This window comes from Paenibacillus sp. LK1 (genome assembly GCF_002750415.1).
Lineage (GTDB): Bacteria > Bacillota > Bacilli > Paenibacillales > Paenibacillaceae > Paenibacillus > Paenibacillus taichungensis.
On the sequence record NZ_PEII01000004.1, the window covers coordinates 206379 to 226791 of the forward strand.

The window sequence follows — 20413 nt, forward strand, 5'->3', positions numbered from 1 at the left end:
AGCGGGATGGAACCAGTGTAGTGAGTCAGCTGAATACGGAGGGGATACAAGTGAATGACGTGTTCAAAACGTGGAAGAAGCGGGTTGTACTTGTTGCCATGTCTGTCACACTCATTAGCGGTATTGCCGTTCCCGTGCATGAAGTCCGGGCGATGGAAGACGCTGTTCCTCATTCTATTTTAAATGCTACACAGGAAGAAAATATCCCAGATCCGGAGGGCCCAGAGTTGGAGATTTACGCGGAAAACTTTGATGATCCGGACAATTTTGGCTCTACAGGCGGAATTGCATTGAGAGCTCCCTGGCTGCAGGAAGGGGCAGGTGGAAGTAAGGCCAAAACATCGTCTTCCACAACCGCCCCCTCGTTGCCCAACATGATCAAGATTGACGGAACAGACGCACTTGCGCTGCCACTTGATCTGACTGGATACGGAAATATTCGGCTGAGCTACTACACACGTGCGTCGTCCTATATAAGCGGAAGCATCATTATCGAATGGTCGAAGGATGGAGGCAGTTCCTGGGCAACGCTGGAGACATTTGAACTTCCCCCAGGCACTCCTGACGTGAAGAACAAGGAAGGGAATACGCTAAAAAGCTGGACGCTGGGTTCGGAAGCGAACAATAACAGCACAGTGAAAATTCGTTTTCGGACAGGAGATGCCATGCAGGCCAACATGTATATCGACAATGTTGCCATTTACGGTCAGGCTATTCCCGGTATAACGCCTGCCCCATCCCCAGTGCCGCCTGGAGAGGAGAATACTGAATTTACGCCACCACAAGGAGTGACTTTATACGAGGATGTGGAGATTGGCACAGCTGGTGGGCGAGCAATCTATTCATCCATTGCTGTTCCCGAGACAGCGGCAGCTGAATCGATGCCGGTCATGGTCTATATCCATGGAGGTGGATGGAATCACGGGGACCGGAAGCAGGCATTGAACTCCATATGCAATTATGTACTTAAACGCGGTTATATCGGTGTATCTCTGGACTACCGGCTGACGCCTGAGGCGCCGTTCCCTGCCCAGATTCAGGATGTAAAGCTCGCTATCCGATATTTGCGGGCCCATGCAGCCCAGTACAATCTGGACCCGAGTCGTATCGGCGTCTGGGGATCATCTGCGGGCGGCCATCTGGCTGCATTACTCGGCACAACAGGAGACATGGTCGCTGGTGACACTGTAGAGCTCGATACAGGGGTGACGGTAGATGTACCTGATCTTGAAGGTTCTGGCGGATGGCCTGAGTATTCCGACAAAGTGCAGGCGGTCGCCGACTGGTACGGACCCGCTGATTTTACGACGACATTTGCCAATAACTATAGCTCGGTCACAGCTCTGCTTGGCGGGCATCGTGCGTTCGATGTTCCGGAGCAGGCCAGACTTGCCATGCCGGGCACGTATGCTTCACCGGATGATCCACCGTTCTGGATTCGGCACGGTGATGCTGATGCCACCATTCCTTACACCGACAGTGTTACTTTCGCGGGACAGCTCCAATCTGTGGGTGTCCCGATTGTGGATATGAAAATCGTACCCGGTCAAGGCCATGGATTTACAGGGACGGCTTCCGAGGTTGCCAATGCGGAGGCATGGACCTTCCTTGATGAACATGTGAAGAACCGGATTGTTACGGAGCCCATTATTTTCAAAAACAATCCCGAAGACACTTCGCCTGGAGATCAAGAAGAGGAAGAAGAAAAACCGTTGATTGAAAAGGTCATCGCAAGCAAGCTGCCAAGCGACGATGCGGCGATTGACAGCAGCAAGCCGGATCTGAATTTCAATCAGGCCACGGGCTCCAGCACCGGATTACTAAGCATCTCTTCCGCTTCGTCGACCAAGAAATATGTTTATTTCAAGTTTGATATGTCCGGAAATGAGCCCGAAGGAGATCGGTATCGACTACGGATTGCCGCCAAAAAAGGCACATCGAATATTGATACAGAGTTGTCTCTTTACGGTTTGGATGAAATAGACTGGAGCGAATCATCGTTAACCTGGTCGAATGCTCCGGTCCAAAGTCTCAGCGAAAGTTCGCTGCTTGGCAAATTCCAGGTCACTGCAGATCGTAGTGGAAGCCCAGCCGTCTATGAAGTGGATGTAACCGATGTTGTGAAGAGTCGTCCAGATGCGGGGCAGGTTGCATTTTTGCTCGCAGATGCGGAATCAACAGGTGTTTCCGTGAACGTATACACCAAGGAAGCCAACGGAACGAGTAATCCGCGTCCACAGTTATCGGTCATTGCTTTAATCGAAGAAGGCAGTGACACGCAGTCACCAGAATGGGAGCAGGGAGCTATACTTGAGATTCGAAACTGGGGAACGGATTTTACGGAACTGAGATGGCCAGCGGCCAGCGATGATACAGCTGTATCTGCCTACCGGATTTATCGGGATGGAGTTTTGCTGGCTGAACAAGGCAAACAGTCATTTCGTGACAGCGGACTTGCAGCCGGAACATCGTACACGTTTCAAGTGAGGGCGATTGATGAAGCCGGAAACGTCAGCAGTGCTTTATCAACCGATATAACCACCCTTGCCTTTCCGGTATCATCCTTGCCTGTTGCTTTCGTCTCGGCAAGCGGTAGCGATGGCAACCTGGCGACCAATACCATCGACAATAACAGTTATACACGCTGGTCTGTTGCCGGAGAGGGGCAATGGATCACGTTTGATCTGGGTCAGGCTCAGCAAGTGGGCTATGTTGGGATTGGTTTTTACAAAGGGGATGTCAGGAAGACCTTTTTTGAGGTAGAAACGTCTGTTGACGGGAATCATTGGACCCAGGTATTCAATGGCGAAAGCAGTGGGGATACAACAGAAATGCAGGCATTTGATATCCCGGACACTTCTGCACGTTATGTACGGATTACTGGGCATGGCAATTCTGATTTCAGTATTTATACGAGTCTGACCGATGTGCATCTGTATGCTCCTTATGCAGGGGGAGGAACGCCTGTTGCCCTGATTCCGTACATTGAGCCACAACCACCTGAAGGGACGGTGCCCTTTATCGCTCCAGGACTGACGGAGACAGATGGAACATCGCATACTATCCATTCTCCTCATGCTGTAACCGGACGTACGATTGATGTACGGGATTACGGAGCAAATCTGGCTGATAATACGAGTGATGATCGACCTGCAATACAGGCCGCCATTGATGAGGCTAACGTTGGTGATGAAGTGTTTTTGCCTAATGGAGTGTACAATTTGTTGTCCGGGCCGGATGGAACCACCAACCTGATGCTCAAATCCGGGGTGAACCTGAGAGGAGAGAGCAGTGGAGGAACCGTGCTCAAGACATCGCTGGATCAGGTGACGGGCAGCGCCGTCCTGAAAGCATCGGCTCAGCACAGCATTCTCGTATCCAACATGACCATAACATCATCCTGGTCTGGCAGCTACACAACCGATCACAAATCCAACAATCCCTCCGCAGGGGGGCCGGATAGCATGATCCACATCGCCAACTATGGTGAGGAACCATCGTATGACATTACGATCGACGGCGTAATTGTGGAGAAATTCAAACGAATGGCTGTTCGCATCGAACACAGCCGAGATGTCGTTGTGAAGCATGCAACATTCCGTAATGCAACAGATCTGGGCCCTGGGGGTTCAGGCTACGGAATTTCCATTCAGGGAACGGCCAAGACCGATCGGCTCGGCTTTGACAATGATACGATATGGAATGTGGTGGAGAATAGTACGTTTGAGGGACCTTATCTCAGACATGGAGCATTGATCCAGTTTGTAGCCCATAACAACGTGCTGCGCGGCAATACATTTAGCGGAACAAAGCTGGATGCTATTGATCTTCATGGTGAACTGGAGTATTTGAATGAAATCTCCGGTAATGTGATTACGGATGTGCTGACAGGTGCAGGGATCGGACTTGGCAATACAGGGGGTTCAGCACCCAGCAACCACAGCAAGTCGGGTAAAGGAAACTACATTCATGACAACACGATTACGAACAGCCAAATCGGCATTTCGATAACCATGGGCACCCCGGATACATTAATCGAGAATAATCTCATCGAGAATACAACCACGATTGCCGATGCAGCAGGAATCAAAGTGCTGAACGGACCGGGCACAGTAATACGCGGCAATGTGATCCGTAACAATACTGCCAGCGGCTACTGGGGCGTGCGGCTTGAGCGCGACAAAGGCGATGCTGGAGCGGGCAATATTGGCGAAGGAAACCCGGAGAATGTGTTGATTGAAAATAACCGAATCGAAGGTAACGCAAATGGAATAGGACTCTTTGCCGGAGTAGGCATTCTGCTGAAGTCCAACATTCTAAACAACGTGAATGAGGACTACTACAAAGCAGCAGGTGTTACCGTTACCGAGCAGTAAAGGATCAGAACAAGTAGCCTGGCAGGCGTCTATATAAGTTGAAGCTCAATTTTACACTTAAACGGAGAGTGCAGAACCAATTTGAAGAAGCGAAGCGTTCGCCTTTATCACCGGATTTTTTCCCTTGGACAAAGGGAATGATGAAAATCTGGGGATAAGAGCGATCGGAAAATGGTACTGCAATCGGAGTGATAAGGTGTAACATTTATAGTTCAACTTATGTAGCCTGATGGGCTACTTTTTGTTGTGAATCATTGATTTAAGATTCATTAAAGGTTTGTCCTCTACCATGGTTTCATAAGCCTAAGGTGCTTAACAGAAACCAAGAAGGAGGATTCATCATTTGAATAGTTTACTACGTAAAGTTGCAGTAACGGCCTTGTCCGTGACGATGGTAACATCATCTTCTTTTGTTTTGGTAGGAAGCCCAAACGCTGCGTTTGCCGCAGAGGATACAAGCACTAGCACAGGCGTCACGCAAGCCTATGAATCGTTGTTCCAAACGGACAACGTCATTGATGTGAATGTTACGATTGATGATGCAGACTGGAAGAGCATGCTCGAAAGCCCGCTGGATAAGGATTATAAGAAGGTAAGTGTGGAAGTTGACGGTAACAAGCTGGATAACGTTGGTTTCTCCACCAAGGGTAATCTGACTTTGAAATCCGTAGCCTCGATGCAAGATTCCGACCGTTACAGCTTCAGACTGAAGTTCGATAAATACGACAAAACACAATCCCTGCTCGGTCTGGATAAAATGGTCCTGAACAACAACTACGCCGATCCATCGTACATGCGTGAAGTTCTTCATTATGAAGCGCTGCGCAGCATTGGCATGGATGTACCGATGACGAACTACGTAAATCTGTATATCAACGGCGAACTGGTTGGTTTCTATACCGGGGTCGAAGCAGTAGATGACAGTTACCTGGAACGCAATTACGGTGAAGATTATGAGGACGGTGTCCTCTACGATACGGATGAGAAGAGTTACCTGCAATATTCAGAAGGTAGTGACTACAGCACCATCACCGAAGATTTGGGTACGGACGAGAATAAAACCAAACTCAAAAACTTCATCAAAACGCTGAATGACATGCCTGAAGGCGAAAAAGGTGATATCGAGAGTGTGCTGGATGTGGATTCGGCACTGAAATATATCGCGGGCAACATGGTCTTTGGCAACTATGACAGCTATAGCGGTGACAAAGGGCATAACTACATGCTCTACGGCGATGCGGCTGGCAAATTCACAGTTGTACCTTGGGACTTTAACATGTCCTTTAATGGATACTCCGGTGGAGGCGGACGTGGAACAGCAGGATCAACGACGACCAACACCAACGCAACGAACGTATCTGTGGACGAACCAGTACTGGGCATTAGCATGGAAAATGTACCGATGATCAACAACCTGCTGGCCGTGCCTGAGTATAAGGAAAAATACTTGAGCTACGTCAATGAGTTGACGGATTATATGGAAGGCATTCAGGACCGTATCACAGGTCTGGCTGATATCATTCGTCCATATGTAGAAGCAGATCCAACGAAATTCTACACAACTGAGCAGTTTGAATCCAACATTGCATACTCTGCCAACGCTGATGCAACAGGCGGTATGGGTGGCATGGGTGGTACACCACCAGAAGGATTCGAAGGCATGACACCACCAGAGGGCATGGAAGGCATGACGCCTCCGGAAGGTTTTGAAGGCATGACACCTCCCGATGGTACAACACCGCCGGATGGCACAACGGGAACAGGAACAACAGACAGCACAGGCAATACCCAGACACGTCCTGGCGGTAACTTTGGCGGAGGCGGAGGCATGGGCTCCATGGCAGCGGGATCGCTGACGACGTTTGCCCTGAACCGACTTGCCAATCTGCAAGAGCAGCTTGGACGTGAAGTAACACCTTTGCCTGAGACTTCCGAAGATACGGGCACGGATAACGGAACAGGAACAACAGACAAAGCAATTACTGTATCCCTTGATGGAAAAGCGATTACGTTCCCGGATCAGGACCCGCTAGAGCAAAGTGGCCGGGTCATGGTACCCGTGAACGCCATCCTTGAAGCTTTGGGTGCAGAAGTAACATGGGACAAAACAGCGAAAACGGTAACAGCCGTTCTGAATGACCAGACGCTTGTGCTCCAGATCGGAAGCAGCACGGCAACGGTGAATGGTGAAACGCTCGAAATCGATGCACCAGCGATTATCAAGAATAGTCGCACACTTGTGCCGGTACGCTTCATCTCTGAAGGACTGGGACTGACCGTGGATTGGGATCAAACGGCTGCACAAGTAACACTTACATCCAAATAAAAAAAATTCTCCGGTAGAGTAGCGTTGTTCTATGGAGAACGAGAAAAGGGATTCGATGGTCAGATCGAATCCCTTTTTGGTACAATGAGGAAAAGGAGGGAACACATATGGCTCCCGATAAAACGAAACTCTTCCCTAACGATAATATTCGTACCGTTTGTTACATTCAAAATTTGCCGCCGCGCTCTAATGTGTTGATCGGTGATTATACGTATTATAGTGACAACAGTCGTCCACCCGAGCAATTTTATGACCGCATTCAGCATCATTATGATTTCCTGGGTGATCGTCTGGTGATCGGTAAATTCTGTGCAATTGCCGAAGGTGTGACATTCATTATGAATGGTGCCAATCATCGGATGGAGGGGATGACGACGTATCCCTTCAATATTTTTGGTGGTGGTTGGGAGAGAGTAACTCCTACGCTGGATCAGCTGCCTTTTAAGGGAGACACAGTATTGGGCAATGACGTCTGGATTGGACAAAATGTAACCATCATGCCGGGTGTCACGATTGGAGACGGTGCCATCGTCGCTTCCAATGCGACAGTCACCAAGGACATCGAGCCTTACACCATTGTGGGTGGCAATCCAGCCAAACCAATCAAAAAGCGCTTCGACGACGAGATCATTGCTTTATTGCTGGAACTGAAATGGTGGGATCAGGATGAGGTGTGGTTGGACACATATTTGGAACGACTGGTCTCTACATACGATCCGCAGACATTGCGTGAGCTTCTGAAGAGCAGGTAGGTTGGTGTACGTGAATTGATATGTAAAAAACGAGACTATCGCTGGTTCCTTATGGAGCCAGTTTTTTTATTTTGAACTCCATTTGCTCATCATTATGACATTTCATGGAACCATGCATATCCACACTAAGCCCCTGGATGGAAGAAGTTAAGAGAGCCAATCCATCTATAGGTGGACTTAACTCCCGTTGAATTCGGCTACACTGAATGTAGATCAGAGAACACGTGGAGAAGGTGAGGAAAAAAACATGATGAATATTGTGATTGTAGCTGTCATTGTTCTATTGTTATCGCTAAGGGAGAAGGAAGTGAAGACATCCCGTTTATGGGTCTTGCCAGCGATCATTGCGTATTGGGTGCTGTCGAGCGTAGTAAACACACCATTAACAGTGGGCAACATTCTGTTATATATTGTTTTTCTCATTATAGGTTGTGGAATTGGTGCGTGGCGGGTACATCTGGAACAGCTTCGAATCCATCCAACGACAGGCAAAATGATGTCCAAGGGGTCGCTTGCCAGCAGCGTGCTTCTAATCGCAGTTATGGTGCTGAGACAGCTTGCCAGCCAATGGGATGTGCATCATACGGTGGTTTCACTGAGCAATGCTCTGTTGTTTCTACCTCTGGGAAGCATCGCTGCCCGGCGTTATTTTCTGTATGCCAAAGTCCAGCGCTTTCAAGGCAGAGGTGTATAATCGTTTCAAACTTTAGGATTGGAAAGGATGGCTATGCAGAACGATTCAAAATGGATGCAGATTCAAAAGGTGGTACTGGATCATACCGCAGATATTATTTTAACGTTGCTGCTGCTTTACAGTCTGATCGAGCCCTTCAAAGAATTGGCGTGGGCCGAGTTGGTTGCAGGATTGATCGTTAGGCTGCCATACCTTATGTTGGTTTGGGTTCCACAGTCACTTCGAAATGAGCGGATGCGAACGTTAGGAATATTGGTGATTTGGATAGTAACGCTGCTCTATGCCCAGTTCTTCGAGGCCGAGTATCGCATATTTGAATTAACCTTTTATCTCATCGGATATACTGCGTTAAAATTGCCTATACATCGTTCTTCGTTGCTTGGATTCGTTATCATCATCGGGAATGCAGCGCTTCTCTATATGGATGAATACGAAGCCAATCAGATTCTGGTATATTCGATGGCTCATGCTGTAACTTATATTCTATGCTGGGCTGCGAGAATCAGGCGGGAAAGCAGAGAGGACAGCAAACGACATTATGAGGAATTGCAGAAGGTGCACGCTGAACTGACACAGGCCCATCAGGAGCTTCAGGATACACATCAGGAGTTGGAGCAGGCTACCGTGCGATTGATGCAGTATGCCGTACTTGAAGAACGAAGTCGAATCTCGATGGATTTGCACGACAGTGTTGGCAACCGATTGACCTCCATTATTGTTCAGCTTCAGGCATTGCCATATATGATGAAGATGGATGCAGCGGAAGCCGACAAAGCGATGGGTACGGTGCTTGAAGTAGTCCGACAATGTCTCCAGGAGGTTCGAACTGTTGCTCATCAGATGGGCAGCAATGAAGCAGGCCTCGGGCTGGTCGCCTTGACGAGTCTGGTGAATGAGATACGGGAGATGGCAGGTTTCACGATCAAACTCACCCCCCAAGAGCAGACGAGTCATTGGACGCCAGAAACGTCTGAATTATTGTATCGTGTACTCCAGGAAGCGTTAACGAATATCATTCGTCATGCCCAGGCTTCGCAAGTGAAGGTGGACATCTTGGAGAAGGAGCACCAGCTACATATGATTGTGGAAGATAACGGAATGTATCGCAAAGAAAATCCGATCTCTCCCGGTTTCGGACTATCAAGTATGAGAGCAAGATGTGAAAGGGCAGGCGGTTCCTTATCCATTGATGCAGTCGATCCACATGGAATGAAGTTAACCCTGACTATTCCTCAAGATGTGAAGGAGATTATAGGAGGTGATGAACACTAATGGAGCAGGACATACAGGAAATACGTGTACTCCTCGTGGATGACCAGCATCTGGTCCGGCATGGCTTACGTTTTATTATTAATGCACAGCAGGATATGGAAGTGGTAGGCGAAGCGGGCGGGGGACATGAAGCAGTCCGTTTGGCAGCAGAGGTTCGTCCACATGTCGTATTGATGGATGTACAGATGGAAGCAGGAGACGGACTGGAAGCGACAGCGGAGCTAATGAAGATACTGCCTGACTGCAAAGTGGTCATCCTGACCACATTCGATCATGAGGACTATGTGTACAAAGGAATACGTGCCGGAGCTGTTGGTTATCTGCTCAAGGATGCGGCGCCGGATGAACTCGTTGATGCGGTTCGTGCTGCATACCGGGGGGAAGCCATTTACCGCACGGCGGTGGCAGCCAAGGTAATCAGTCTTGCCATTCGTTCAACCCCGAGTCATTCGGATTCAGTGAAGGAGACGGTAGCAAACGAACCATTGCCGGAACCGTTTACCGGACGGGAATTGGAGGTTTTGCAGCAGATGGCCTATGGATTACGAAATGAGGAGATTGCTCGCAAGCTTTTTATTGGAGAGAGTACGGTCAAGACTCATGTGCATCGTATTTTGCAAAAGATTCAGGTGGAAGACCGCACACAGGCGGTCGTCTTTGCCATTCGTAATGGATACGTCAAGTAAACCGTTCTTCTTGGCCTTCTGTGGATCAGTAATCATTATTCGGTAAATAACCAGCTGCCCTATGCGGAGCTGGTTATTTCGTTTGTCCGCAAAAACAATGTCTCAAAATTGAGAAAAGAGATGGAATGTTTGGTGTGAGATAAGTCATAGAATAACTTTAAGTAAGCGCTTCCAATAACATCAATATGAATTCACGGAGGGGTTCAGAATGCGATTTAAAAGAGCTGCCACACCGCTCGTCGCTCTGTTCATGTCGGTCACATTGTTTGCCGGATGCCAAAGTGTTCAGCCACCATCAGTAAGCGAACCACAAGGGACGGTGGATACACCGACCACGACAACCCAGAACGAACCTGCACCACAGACCAACAAGGAGACTCCGCGTAATGAGACCTTGTATATCAATGGATTGCAATGGGGGCCACCAACCAACTTCAATCTGTTGAGCGGAAATCCCGCATTCCCAGTGAATTACGGCAACTCCAGGGAACTGGTGTACGAGACACTGTTTATGGTGAACCAGCTTGACGGTGGCCTTGAACCTCTCTTGGGCAATTCGTATGAATGGACTGATGAAACCACGCTGCGCATTGAGTTGAATGCGGATGCGAAGTGGAGCGATGGAACGGCTTTTACAGCAGATGATGTTGTGTACACCTATGAATTGGGCAAAAAATACGATATCAACTGGAGCAGCTTCTGGACCTACATCAGTGAAGTGAAAGCGGATGGAGCGCAGGCCGTGGAAATTAAACTGAATCCTGATAACCCCAACAAGCTGACTGTACTGGACAGCATTGAACTGATCCCGATGCTGCCGAAGCATATCTGGGAAGAGATCGAGAAGAAGAACAATAATGATCTGACCGCGATTCGCAAAGAGGTTAATGATAATCCGGTGGGAACCGGAGCATATAAGCTTCACTTTTACAACGACCAGAAAATTACGATTGTACGTGACGACAACTACTGGGGACAGAAATTGTTCGGCAAGCTGCCTGCACCGAAGTACATCACCCATGTAATCTACAAGGATAATGCCGCAGGAGATCTGGCGTTCAAGAGTGGGCAAGTGGACGTCTCCCAGCAGTTCATCCCTCAAGTGTGGAAGATGTGGGAAGGCGGGGCTGCTGTCAAAACGTATCTGAAAGATGCGCCGTATTATCTGCCCGGTTCCATGCCAAGCATTTTCTTCAATCTGTCCAAAGCCGGACTCGATAATGCTGACGTTCGCCGTGCAATAGCCATGAGCATCAACTATGAAAAAATTTCGGAGCTGGCCATGAGCGGATATTCCGCACCAATGCAGCCTTCCCTGACCTTGAACTCGGACGCCGAGTCCAAATATATTGACCAAGATGCCATCAAGTCTTTGCAGTGGACGATGGATATTGAAGGAGCCAACGCTCTGCTCGACAAGATTGGAGCAACCAAAGGCAAAGACGGCATCCGTGTTCTTAACGGCACACGCCTCGGACCTTTCGAGGTTGAATGTCCTTACGGCTGGTCTGACTGGAACGCTGCCCTGGAGATCGTAGCGCAGAGCGCCAAGGCCATAGGGATTGAAATTCGTACCAAATTCCCGGAATCCCCGGTATGGACCAATGATCTGCAAACCGGCAAATTCGATATCATCATGAACACACCTGCAGGCGGGGTCAGCCCAAGCCAGCCATGGAACCGCGCGATGACAATCATGTACTCCAAAGGGGTTGCCCCAATGGGTGAGATGGCATTCTGGAACTGGGGACGTTATCAAAATGACCGTGCAGACGCCATTATTGAAGAGATTCCATCTGTGTCTGACGAGGCGAAGCTGAAGTCACTGTATACCGAACTAAATACGATCTGGCTGAAAGATATCCCTTCCATTCCGCTGATGTACAGACCATGGGTGTTTGACACGGTGAACGAATCAGTCTGGAAAGGTTTCCCGACCGAAGGAGATGGAACCAACATTCCGCCGCAAATCTCGATGGACGGTGCAGGTATTAAGGCATTATATCAGATCCACAATTAAGGAACTCATATTGAATCAGGACATGATGAAGTGACACGCCACTTCAGACATAAGGCCCTTATCCGCTAAACTCGGGGGTGCTAAATCCTATGAATGCCTATTCCAGATATGTCGCCAAAAAAGTATTCTGGTACGGCCTGACCCTGGTCATCGCCATCGGACTGAATTTTATTTTGCCAAGACTAATTGAAGGTAACCCGGTGAGCATGATCGCTTCCAAAATGACGTCAGGGATGACCGACTCGGATTCCATCAAGCGGGTGTATGAGACATTTACGGTTGAATTCGGCATTGATCAGCCACTATGGACCCAATTCGGCATCTATTTGAAAAATCTGTTCACTGGCAATCTGGGCACGTCCTTTGGACTGTATCCGAAGCCTGTGACGGACATTCTGGCCTCCGCCGTCCCTTGGACGGTGGGGCTTCAACTTCCGGCCATCCTGGTCGGCTGGATCATTGGTAATTTGCTCGGTGCGATTGCAGCGTACCGGAAGGGTGTTTTTGATAAAGTACTGTTTCCGGTAGCATTGTTTATCAATTCCATTCCTTTTTTTACTCTGGCTATTATTATGCTGTATGTCTTTGCGTTATCACTAAAATGGTTCCCTTTATCAGGCGGATATGACTTCCAGATGGTGCCGCAGCTAAGCTTCGACTTCATCATGTCCGTGGTTCGCCACCATACCTTGCCGTTTCTCTCCATTGTGCTTGTGACCATTGGTGGTCAGGCCATTGGCATGCGGGAGATGTCCATCTATGAGCTGAATTCAGACTATGTGTTATACAGCAAACTGCTGGGTATTCGCGACGGCCGAATTGCGCGTTATGTGTTCCGTAACGCCATGCTGCCGCAAATTACGGGACTTGCGCTCTCCATCGGTACGATGGTCGGCGGTTCACTCATCTGTGAGATTGTCTTCAGTTATCCGGGCATCGGCACATGGTTGTTCACGGCCATAAGGCAGCTGGATTATCCACTAATCTCGGGGTGTACGCTGCTGATTGCCATTGCTGTATTGCTTGCGAATTTCACTATTGATGTCATCTACGGTTTCATTGACCCGCGCATCAAGGCCGCTCAAATGGAGGAACAGTGATATGAAGCATTCGATCTCTATTTTGCTGAAGTCACCCAAATTCATGATCGGTGCGGTGACTTTTGTCGGCATGCTGCTCTTGGTTACGATCTATCCGCTCATTAATCGCAGTGACCCCCTTGAGATGATTGCAATGGCGTTCCAGCCACCTGGCGATGGCCTGTTATTAGGATCGGACAATTTTGGACGGGACATCTTCCTTGAATTGATGTATGGCATCCAGACATCCGTACGTGTGGGGCTGATTGCAGGTGTGTTTGCTACCGTTATCGGTTTGGTTATGGGCCTGGTGTCGGGATACATCGGGGGAATGCTGGATAACTTTCTGACGGCGATCACCAATATTTTCATTGTTATTCCTTCGTTCATCATCCTGATCTTGATCTCGGTCAGCATTGATTCACGCAGTTCCCTGGTAACGGCGATCATTATCGGTATAACCAGCTGGCCTTGGACGGCCCGGGCTGTGCGAGCCCAGACGACATCTCTGCGCAGCCGGGATCATGTGCATATTGCGAAAATTTCGGGACACAGTACGCCGCGTATCATTATCCATGAGATTTTGCCGTATATCGCGTCTTATGTGGTGATGGCTTTTGTGCTCCAGACGGCATCGGGCATTCTGTCCGAAGCTTCCATCTCCATGCTGGGACTGGGGCCGTATAATACGATCTCGCTCGGCATTCTGATGAACTGGGCACTTGTGTTTGAAGCGCCGGTAGCAGGGGCGTGGTGGGCTTTCATTCCTGCGGCGCTGGCAATTGCCGTCATTACCTTCTCGCTTTATCTGATGAATACGGGCATGGACGAAATTTTCAATCCGAAAATAAGGAGCTAAGGCCATGAACCAACCTATACTTCAGGTCAGCGGTCTGAAAACCTATTACCGTACCCGGCTCAAGGAGAACGTCTTTGCCGTCGACGGGGTGGAGTTCGGACTGAAAGAGGGGCAGACGCTGGGCATTGCAGGTGAATCGGGCTGTGGAAAATCAACGCTGGCGCTCAGCCTGATGGGCTTTTATTTCCCGCCGCTTCATTATGGCAGTGGTTCGATCCGCATCAATGGTACCGATATTATGCAGCTAAACAAAGAGCAGCTTCGTTCGCGCATTCTGGGCAAGGAAATTGCTTATATTCCGCAGGCAGCCATGAATGCACTGAACCCAACGCTGCGTATTATCAGGTTTATTGAAGATATCATGAAGGAGCATCGTCCGGAGATGAAACGGTCGGATGTGCGGAAGATGGCTACGGAGCGCTTCCAATCATTGAATCTGTCGCCGGATGTACTGGATATGTATCCAAATGAATTATCCGGCGGCATGAAGCAGCGAACGGTTATCGCTATCTCAACGATTCTGAATCCCAACGTGCTTATTGCGGATGAACCTACTTCGGCACTGGATGTAACCTCCCAGAAGGCGGTCATTCGACTGTTGAAGGATTTGTTGAAGCGCAAAGTAATCAAATCACTGGTGTTCATCACACATGAGCTGCCGTTGCTGTACCATGTCACGGATGAAATTATGGTGATGTATGCCGGGGAGATTGTGGAACGAGGCACGGCAGAGCAGATGATTTTCAATCCGTTGCATCCGTACACTCGCAAGCTGATGGGTTCCATCATTGTTCCGGAAGAGGGCATGAAGGAGCATAAATTGGCGGCGATTCCCGGTGCGCCACCGAATCTGAAGAATGTGCCGGAAGGCTGCCGCTTTGCAGAGCGCTGTACACTGGTGACCGACGAGTGCCGCCAAGGGAAAATTGAGAACATTCAAGTCGATGGGCGCATATATCGCTGTCTTCTGACACCGGAGATGCTGGAGCAGATCAGGGAGCAGGAGCAGGACGGTCACTTTGAGCAGGAGAGCATTAACGAACATTCCCAGGAGACGAAACAAAATCAGGAGGAAAGCGGCTTAAACAAAGATGTAATCCAAGATGTTCGAACTGCCACAGATGATAGTGCAGACCAATGAAACGATTCTCTCTGGGTTTTAATGGGCTCGGATCAAGGCTCCCGAAAGGAGTGAGGTAGTATGGCGATGGGCAAGGTACTGATCAGCGGCCGCCATCTGACCAAGGTGTACGGTACAGGCAATCGCAAAAAGGCAGCGGTGGACGATGTGAGCTTTGATTTTCATGAAGGGGAGATTATCTCCATTGTCGGAGAGAGCGGCAGTGGCAAGACGACACTCGCGAAAATGATCATGGGTTTGCTCAAGGAAACGGGTGGAGCGATCGAATACGATGGCAAGCCTAGACAACTGAAGCGGTATCGTGAGCGTAAAGCCTATTGGAAGGATATCCAGGCCATTTTCCAGGACCCGTTCTCTTCGTTCAACGTATTTCACCGGGTGGAAAAGCTGCTGGTAGACTGTATCAAACTTCAGGGATTGAAGCTGAACAAGGACGAGGAATATGCCAAAATGAAGGAAGCCTGTTCTTTCGTCAACTTGAAGTTCGAAGAGTTATATAACAAATATCCGTTTGAACTGTCCGGTGGACAGATGCAACGGCTCATGATTGCCCGCATTTTCATGCTGCATCCTAAGGTGTTGATCGCCGATGAACCGACGTCCATGGTGGATGCATGCTCGCGTTCAACGATTCTGGATATGCTGCTCAAGCTGCGCGACGAGAACCGCATGACCATTGTGTTTATTACGCACGACGTAGGTCTGGCTTATTATGTGAGCGACACGATCTGTATTATGGAGCATGGACGAATGGTGGAGGCGGGGAGAGCGGAGGAAGTTATTCACCATGCGGAGCATCCTTATACCAAACAATTAATCAATGACGTACCCAAAATTCATTCTCCCTGGGTGCTCGATTGACACAAAAAACACAAATCAAGCCCTGGACCGTTTTGAGCGGAACAGGGCTTCTTATTGTCCAAGATGAAAGGTTCATTTTAGCGAGTGGGTGGTTGTGGCGTCTGTGCAGACTCTGTTGATGGGGGTGTTGAATGGGTGTGTTCTTCCGCGTTATTCTGGTTTGTCTGCTTGCCGGAATAAAAGTTAATGATATCATCAACCGTAGAAAACACGAAATTTACATCAAAATGTTCATTGTGTGTTTGAATAAAAACCTCTTTTCCAATCTTGTTGTTGCTGTTTAGTTTAAAGCTTCTTTCATGGTTAATCCTGCAGTGAATACGGGAACTTTACCTGCTGGAAGTTGAATTTCCTTACCAGTTCGACGGCTTTTCCCCATACGTGCTTCACGATTACGCACTTCGAATTTGCCGAATCCAACCAGTTGAACCTCTTTGCCTTCTTTTAATGCTTCCAAAATCGAATCCAGTACAACTGTTACGGCCTTTTCAGCGTTCTTTTTGGAGAATCCGCCGTTTTTGGCTACTTCTGTGATCAATTGTTCTTTATCCATTTGTCATACCTCGCTTTTCGTTTTTGGATGTAATAAAACAAAAAGCTGCCTTGTACAAGGCAGCTTTAATATAATTAAACTTTAGTAACGTTCTCAGCCTGTGGACCACGGTTACCTTGAGTTACTTCGAATTGGACGCGTTGTCCTTCATCCAATGTTTTGAAACCGTCGCCTTGAATTGCACTGAAATGAACGAATACGTCTGTTCCTTCTTCAGTTTCGATAAAGCCAAATCCTTTGTCCGCGTTAAACCATTTCACTGTACCTGTTTGCATGTAGTTCCTCCAAAAAATAAGTTTTTAAACGACCATTTTGAAAAGGCTAATTTTAGAAATCAACGCTAATCAGGTATATTCAACCCACAGACTTGATGTCCGCTAATGTATCGATTAATATGATAATACCATGTCCGCTAATATAAGTCAAGATTTGGAGGTTTTTTCTAATGGATAAGGTATCTGGTACTTCGGTACAAGGGGAAATGGTTGTTCAGGAATTCATACATATGCTTACGATCCAGGGAGAATTGACTCCTAAAACCTTGAAGGAATATGCGAGTGATTTGAAGCATTTTACCGAATGGTATAAAGGGAATGATTCTCGGGGTGAAGAGATTTCATTTCATATCGAAGAAGTGCATACATCGACTTTGGTCAGTTACCGGGAAGATTCTCAAAAAGTAATGCAATTGAAGCCATCTACCATTAATCGCAGACTGATTACATTGAAGCGTTTTTTTAAGTGGGCTACATCGGAATCCAGGATCAACAGTGATCCTTCCAAACCTTTGAAATTCATTCCGGAAGACAAGGTCAGCCCCCGCCGAATGACAACTGAGGAAGAACAATCATTCATATCTGCGGTCGAGGACGGCAACTCGCTTCGGGATCAGACCATCCTTACGCTCATGTATCATACCGGTATGCGAACGATGGAGATATGCAATCTCGCTCCCGATGATATTGAATTGGGCAAAAGAAGCGGGCAACTTACCGTACGGGCCGATAAACGAAACGGTCAACGGAAAATTCCGCTGAACATGACATGTATTGCTTTGTTGAAGATATACATGGCTGGCCTCGCACCGGGTAGTCCTTACCTGTTTCCTTCCGAGAAAACCAGTGATCGCTTAACGGAGAGGGCGCTGCGCCATTTGATCAAAAAGGTGATGACTACAGCCGGTCTGGAAGGGCTAAGTTCCCATGATCTGCGTCATCGGTTCGGATACGCAATGGCCGAGCATACACCACTGCATCAATTGGCAGAAATGATGGGACATATCAATCCGGATACCACGATGATTTATGTGAAGGGTTTAAATGCCAATCTATCTTTATCAGCAAAAGAGGATGGAGAAACGGAACCGGATTAAAGTACATGCAGAACTCTTTATAAGGGATTACGAATGGATAAGAGATCAATGCCCTGACCCACTTCAAGTGGATGAGGGCTGTTTGGTTATCCAAGAATGACTTACATCCCATTCAGGTTTGTTGTTTGCATTGATTTGCGATTCTAGTGTAATAATGGCATATGTTCCATCATGCTTTTCCCAATAAAGTATTGCCTTTGTATGATCGGGATGTAAAAGCAAGGCAGGCATGATATCCCTGGTTTCCAGCATGGTTCTTCGTTCGTTACTATAAAAGGCAGTGATGAAGGAAGAGTGCTCTTGATTGGGAAGGGTGTTTAATGAATCCTCCAAACTGTAAAACAGTTTCCATTCAGTTATATTCTCATTTTCACTATTCTCATTCAGCGTGTTACGTATCGCCTCTATTCCTCCGCTCCATGATTTTGTTAACTTCTCCTGAAGTTCTTGAGGTTGGTTCTCCCAGCGTGAAGACCCGGTGGATGCTTCTAATCGATCGGTTCGAATCGTCTCCGTGATTGCACCACTGCAAATTAATATTGCGGCAATACCGGTCGTTATCATTACGGATTTCAAGTAATTCATCAGTTAATAGACTCCTATCCTATTTCATAGTTAACCACTTTCAATAATTTACCATATGTTTGTTTGTGAGCGCACATTATATCAATCTTATCATCTCAAAAGTAAGCGATTACATAATTAAATTTATATTGTATATTATGATGGCAACCTTGGATCATATCGACATATACATTATTGCTTGGGCTTATGGCCCCTTAAATAAAGGAGGAATCTGACGTGTACCGGGTATTGCTGGTGGATGATGAAGAGGATGTACGCGAAGGGTTGGTCGTAGAGGTAGATTGGGAAGCACTCGATCTGCGCATAGTTGGTCTGGCGGAGAATGGACGAGAAGCACTGGAGATGGCGGAACGAGTGGAGCCGGATATTGTGGTAACGGATATCAGCATGCCATTTATGGATGGACTTGAACTTGCCAAAAGGCTTAGGGAACGAAATCCGCTTGTGAAAGTGGTGATTTTGACTGGATATGATGAATTCGACTACGCCCGGCAAGCGGTCTCGCTGAGTGTGGATGAATATTTATTGAAGCCTTTCTCGGCGGGACATCTGACAGAACTGCTTACAAGATTGCGTGCGCAGATGGCGGCTGAAGTGGCCGAACGAGAGGATGTACAGCAGCTGCGTGACCATTATTATACAAGCCTGCCCTTGTTACAGGCGGACCTGATGGCCACTTTGCTGCATCGGCAAAAATCGCCGGAATATATCCATGGCAAAGCAAAGCAATGTGGACTGGATCTGCACGGTGAACGTTATGGTGTATCCGTATTAACTCTGCATATGGACGGAGAACAATCCGCGGATGCGGAGCTAAAGCAGTTCGCTGCGCTAAACATTGCCGCAGAGGTATGGACGGAACATGGGGCCGGACATGCTTTTATGCATCAGGAGACGATTGTGCTGCTCTATGTAGATCGGTGGGGTGGAGAAGATGGAGAGAAACGACAGCAGCAGGCGCTGGAAAATGTAATGCGCAGCATCAATCACTATCTGCGTATCCCTGCCACTGTTGGATCGGGCTCAATCGTGAACACACTGGCAGGTGTGAAGCATGCCTATGAGGATGCACTACTGGCACTGGATTATCGGCTTGTACCGGGGACTGATCCACTTATCTATATTGCAGATGTGGAACGGCAGACGGCGGGCAAATTGCGTTTTGACGAGTTGAAGCAGCAAACGCTGACACGTTGTCTGAAAGCGGGTACGCAGGCGGAGCTGGAGGACGCGCTAGAGATCATTTTCCGGGAAATTACGGTGGAGCATGGGCGAAGTGACATTCAACTGTATCTGATTGAAGTTTTAACAAACGTTTGGAAGGCAGCCCAGGCATCGGGCGAGGCCATGGAGGACATTTTTGGGGCAGGGTTCCAGTTGTATGCCGATTTGTTCCGTTTGCCTGGGTTGTCTGAGGCGCAAGGTAAGGTGAGCGAGGTTTGTCTGCTCGTTCAACATCGCATTGCCAGCGGAAGGCAGCATGTATACAAGGATATTGTGGAACAGGCATTGTCGTTTACCAAAGAACACTACGACGATCCAGATTTGTCCATTCAGAAAGTATGTGGGCATCTGCATATCAGTTCGGGTTATTTTTGTGGCATTTTCAAAAAAGAAGTACAGCTTACCTTCCTGCAATATCTGATGCAGATCCGGATGGAGGCGGCGAAGGAATTACTTCGATCCACAGAGATGAAGTCGTTTGAAATTGCTGGTCAGGTAGGCTTCGCGGAACCGAATTATTTCAGTTTTTGCTTCAAAAAACATATCGGCGTCTCGCCCAAAGAATATCGCAAACAGACTGCACTAACAGCTAGTGAAGGCACAAGTCGATGAG

The 20413-nt window shown here is 48.1% G+C and carries 16 protein-coding genes; 13 read left to right on the forward strand and 3 right to left on the reverse strand.

The genetic code is table 11. The features are described 5' to 3' along the window. The first annotated feature begins 20 nt into the window (after positions 1–20). The 11 genes from CS562_RS10745 to CS562_RS10795 all read left to right on the forward strand — a co-directional run bounded on the left by CS562_RS10745 (position 21) and on the right by CS562_RS10795 (position 16066). Positions 21–4376: an alpha/beta hydrolase fold domain-containing protein gene (locus CS562_RS10745; protein ID WP_257219451.1), complete on the forward strand. Its 4356-nt coding sequence runs from the start codon at positions 21–23 to the stop codon at positions 4374–4376. 343 nt (positions 4377–4719) lie between these two features. After that, on the forward strand, positions 4720–6702 hold the full coding sequence (locus tag CS562_RS10750) for a CotH kinase family protein (protein ID WP_099855581.1): 1983 nt from the start codon (positions 4720–4722) through the stop codon (positions 6700–6702). A gap of 107 nt (positions 6703–6809) precedes the next feature. Beyond that, a complete protein-coding gene (locus CS562_RS10755) occupies positions 6810–7454 on the forward strand; it encodes a Vat family streptogramin A O-acetyltransferase (protein ID WP_099855582.1) in 645 nt (214 codons plus the stop codon). A gap of 187 nt (positions 7455–7641) precedes the next feature. Next, positions 7642–8148, forward strand: coding sequence for a DUF1453 family protein (locus CS562_RS10760; protein WP_099855584.1), 507 nt, complete (start codon positions 7642–7644; stop codon positions 8146–8148). Positions 8149–8175: 27 nt separating this feature from the next. Next, positions 8176–9420 carry a sensor histidine kinase gene (locus CS562_RS10765; protein WP_099855586.1) on the forward strand — a complete coding sequence of 415 codons (1245 nt, stop codon included), beginning with the start codon at positions 8176–8178 and terminating at the stop codon, positions 9418–9420. Continuing rightward, a complete protein-coding gene (locus CS562_RS10770; protein WP_099855587.1) occupies positions 9420–10106 on the forward strand; it encodes a response regulator transcription factor in 687 nt (228 codons plus the stop codon). Before CS562_RS10765 ends, CS562_RS10770 begins: the two co-directional genes overlap by 1 nt. A 208-nt stretch (positions 10107–10314) precedes the next feature. Further along, a complete protein-coding gene (locus CS562_RS10775) occupies positions 10315–12126 on the forward strand; it encodes an ABC transporter substrate-binding protein (RefSeq protein ID WP_099855589.1) in 1812 nt (603 codons plus the stop codon). 89 nt (positions 12127–12215) lie between these two features. Further along, positions 12216–13226 (forward strand): ABC transporter permease, encoded by a 1011-nt coding sequence (locus CS562_RS10780; RefSeq protein ID WP_063567843.1) that lies wholly within the window; start codon positions 12216–12218, stop codon positions 13224–13226. Position 13227: 1 nt separating this feature from the next. Further along, the gene (locus CS562_RS10785) at positions 13228–14064 is read left to right on the forward strand and encodes an ABC transporter permease (protein WP_063567844.1); all 837 of its coding nucleotides are present in this window, start codon (positions 13228–13230) and stop codon (positions 14062–14064) included. 4 nt (positions 14065–14068) lie between these two features. After that, positions 14069–15205, forward strand: a complete 1137-nt coding sequence (locus tag CS562_RS10790) for an ABC transporter ATP-binding protein (RefSeq protein WP_083678983.1) — start codon at positions 14069–14071, stop codon at positions 15203–15205. A gap of 60 nt (positions 15206–15265) precedes the next feature. Then, on the forward strand, positions 15266–16066 hold the full coding sequence (locus tag CS562_RS10795; protein WP_062320810.1) for an ABC transporter ATP-binding protein: 801 nt from the start codon (positions 15266–15268) through the stop codon (positions 16064–16066). Between the two features lie 280 nt (positions 16067–16346). Here the strand turns inward: CS562_RS10795 and CS562_RS10800 are convergent, their stop codons facing one another. Together CS562_RS10800 and CS562_RS10805 are read right to left on the reverse strand one after the other, a co-directional pair. Then, positions 16347–16619, reverse strand: coding sequence for an HU family DNA-binding protein (locus CS562_RS10800; RefSeq protein ID WP_053783990.1), 273 nt, complete (start codon positions 16617–16619; stop codon positions 16347–16349). A 74-nt stretch (positions 16620–16693) separates the two neighbouring features. Further along, entirely contained in the window at positions 16694–16894 is a 201-nt protein-coding gene (locus CS562_RS10805) for a cold-shock protein (protein ID WP_062320808.1), read from the reverse strand. Positions 16895–17064: 170 nt separating this feature from the next. On the opposite strand from CS562_RS10805, the gene CS562_RS10810 reads away from it, so the two are divergent. Next, entirely contained in the window at positions 17065–17991 is a 927-nt protein-coding gene (locus CS562_RS10810) for a tyrosine-type recombinase/integrase (protein WP_099855590.1), read from the forward strand. Positions 17992–18054: 63 nt separating this feature from the next. On the opposite strand, the gene CS562_RS10815 is transcribed toward CS562_RS10810, so the two are convergent. After that, a complete protein-coding gene (locus tag CS562_RS10815) occupies positions 18055–18576 on the reverse strand; it encodes a hypothetical protein (RefSeq protein WP_099855592.1) in 522 nt (173 codons plus the stop codon). A 216-nt stretch (positions 18577–18792) separates the two neighbouring features. Here CS562_RS10815 and CS562_RS10820 point away from each other — a divergent pair, with 216 nt between their 5' ends. Further along, positions 18793–20412 carry a response regulator gene (locus CS562_RS10820; RefSeq protein WP_099855594.1) on the forward strand — a complete coding sequence of 540 codons (1620 nt, stop codon included), beginning with the start codon at positions 18793–18795 and terminating at the stop codon, positions 20410–20412. Position 20413 lies beyond the last annotated feature (1 nt).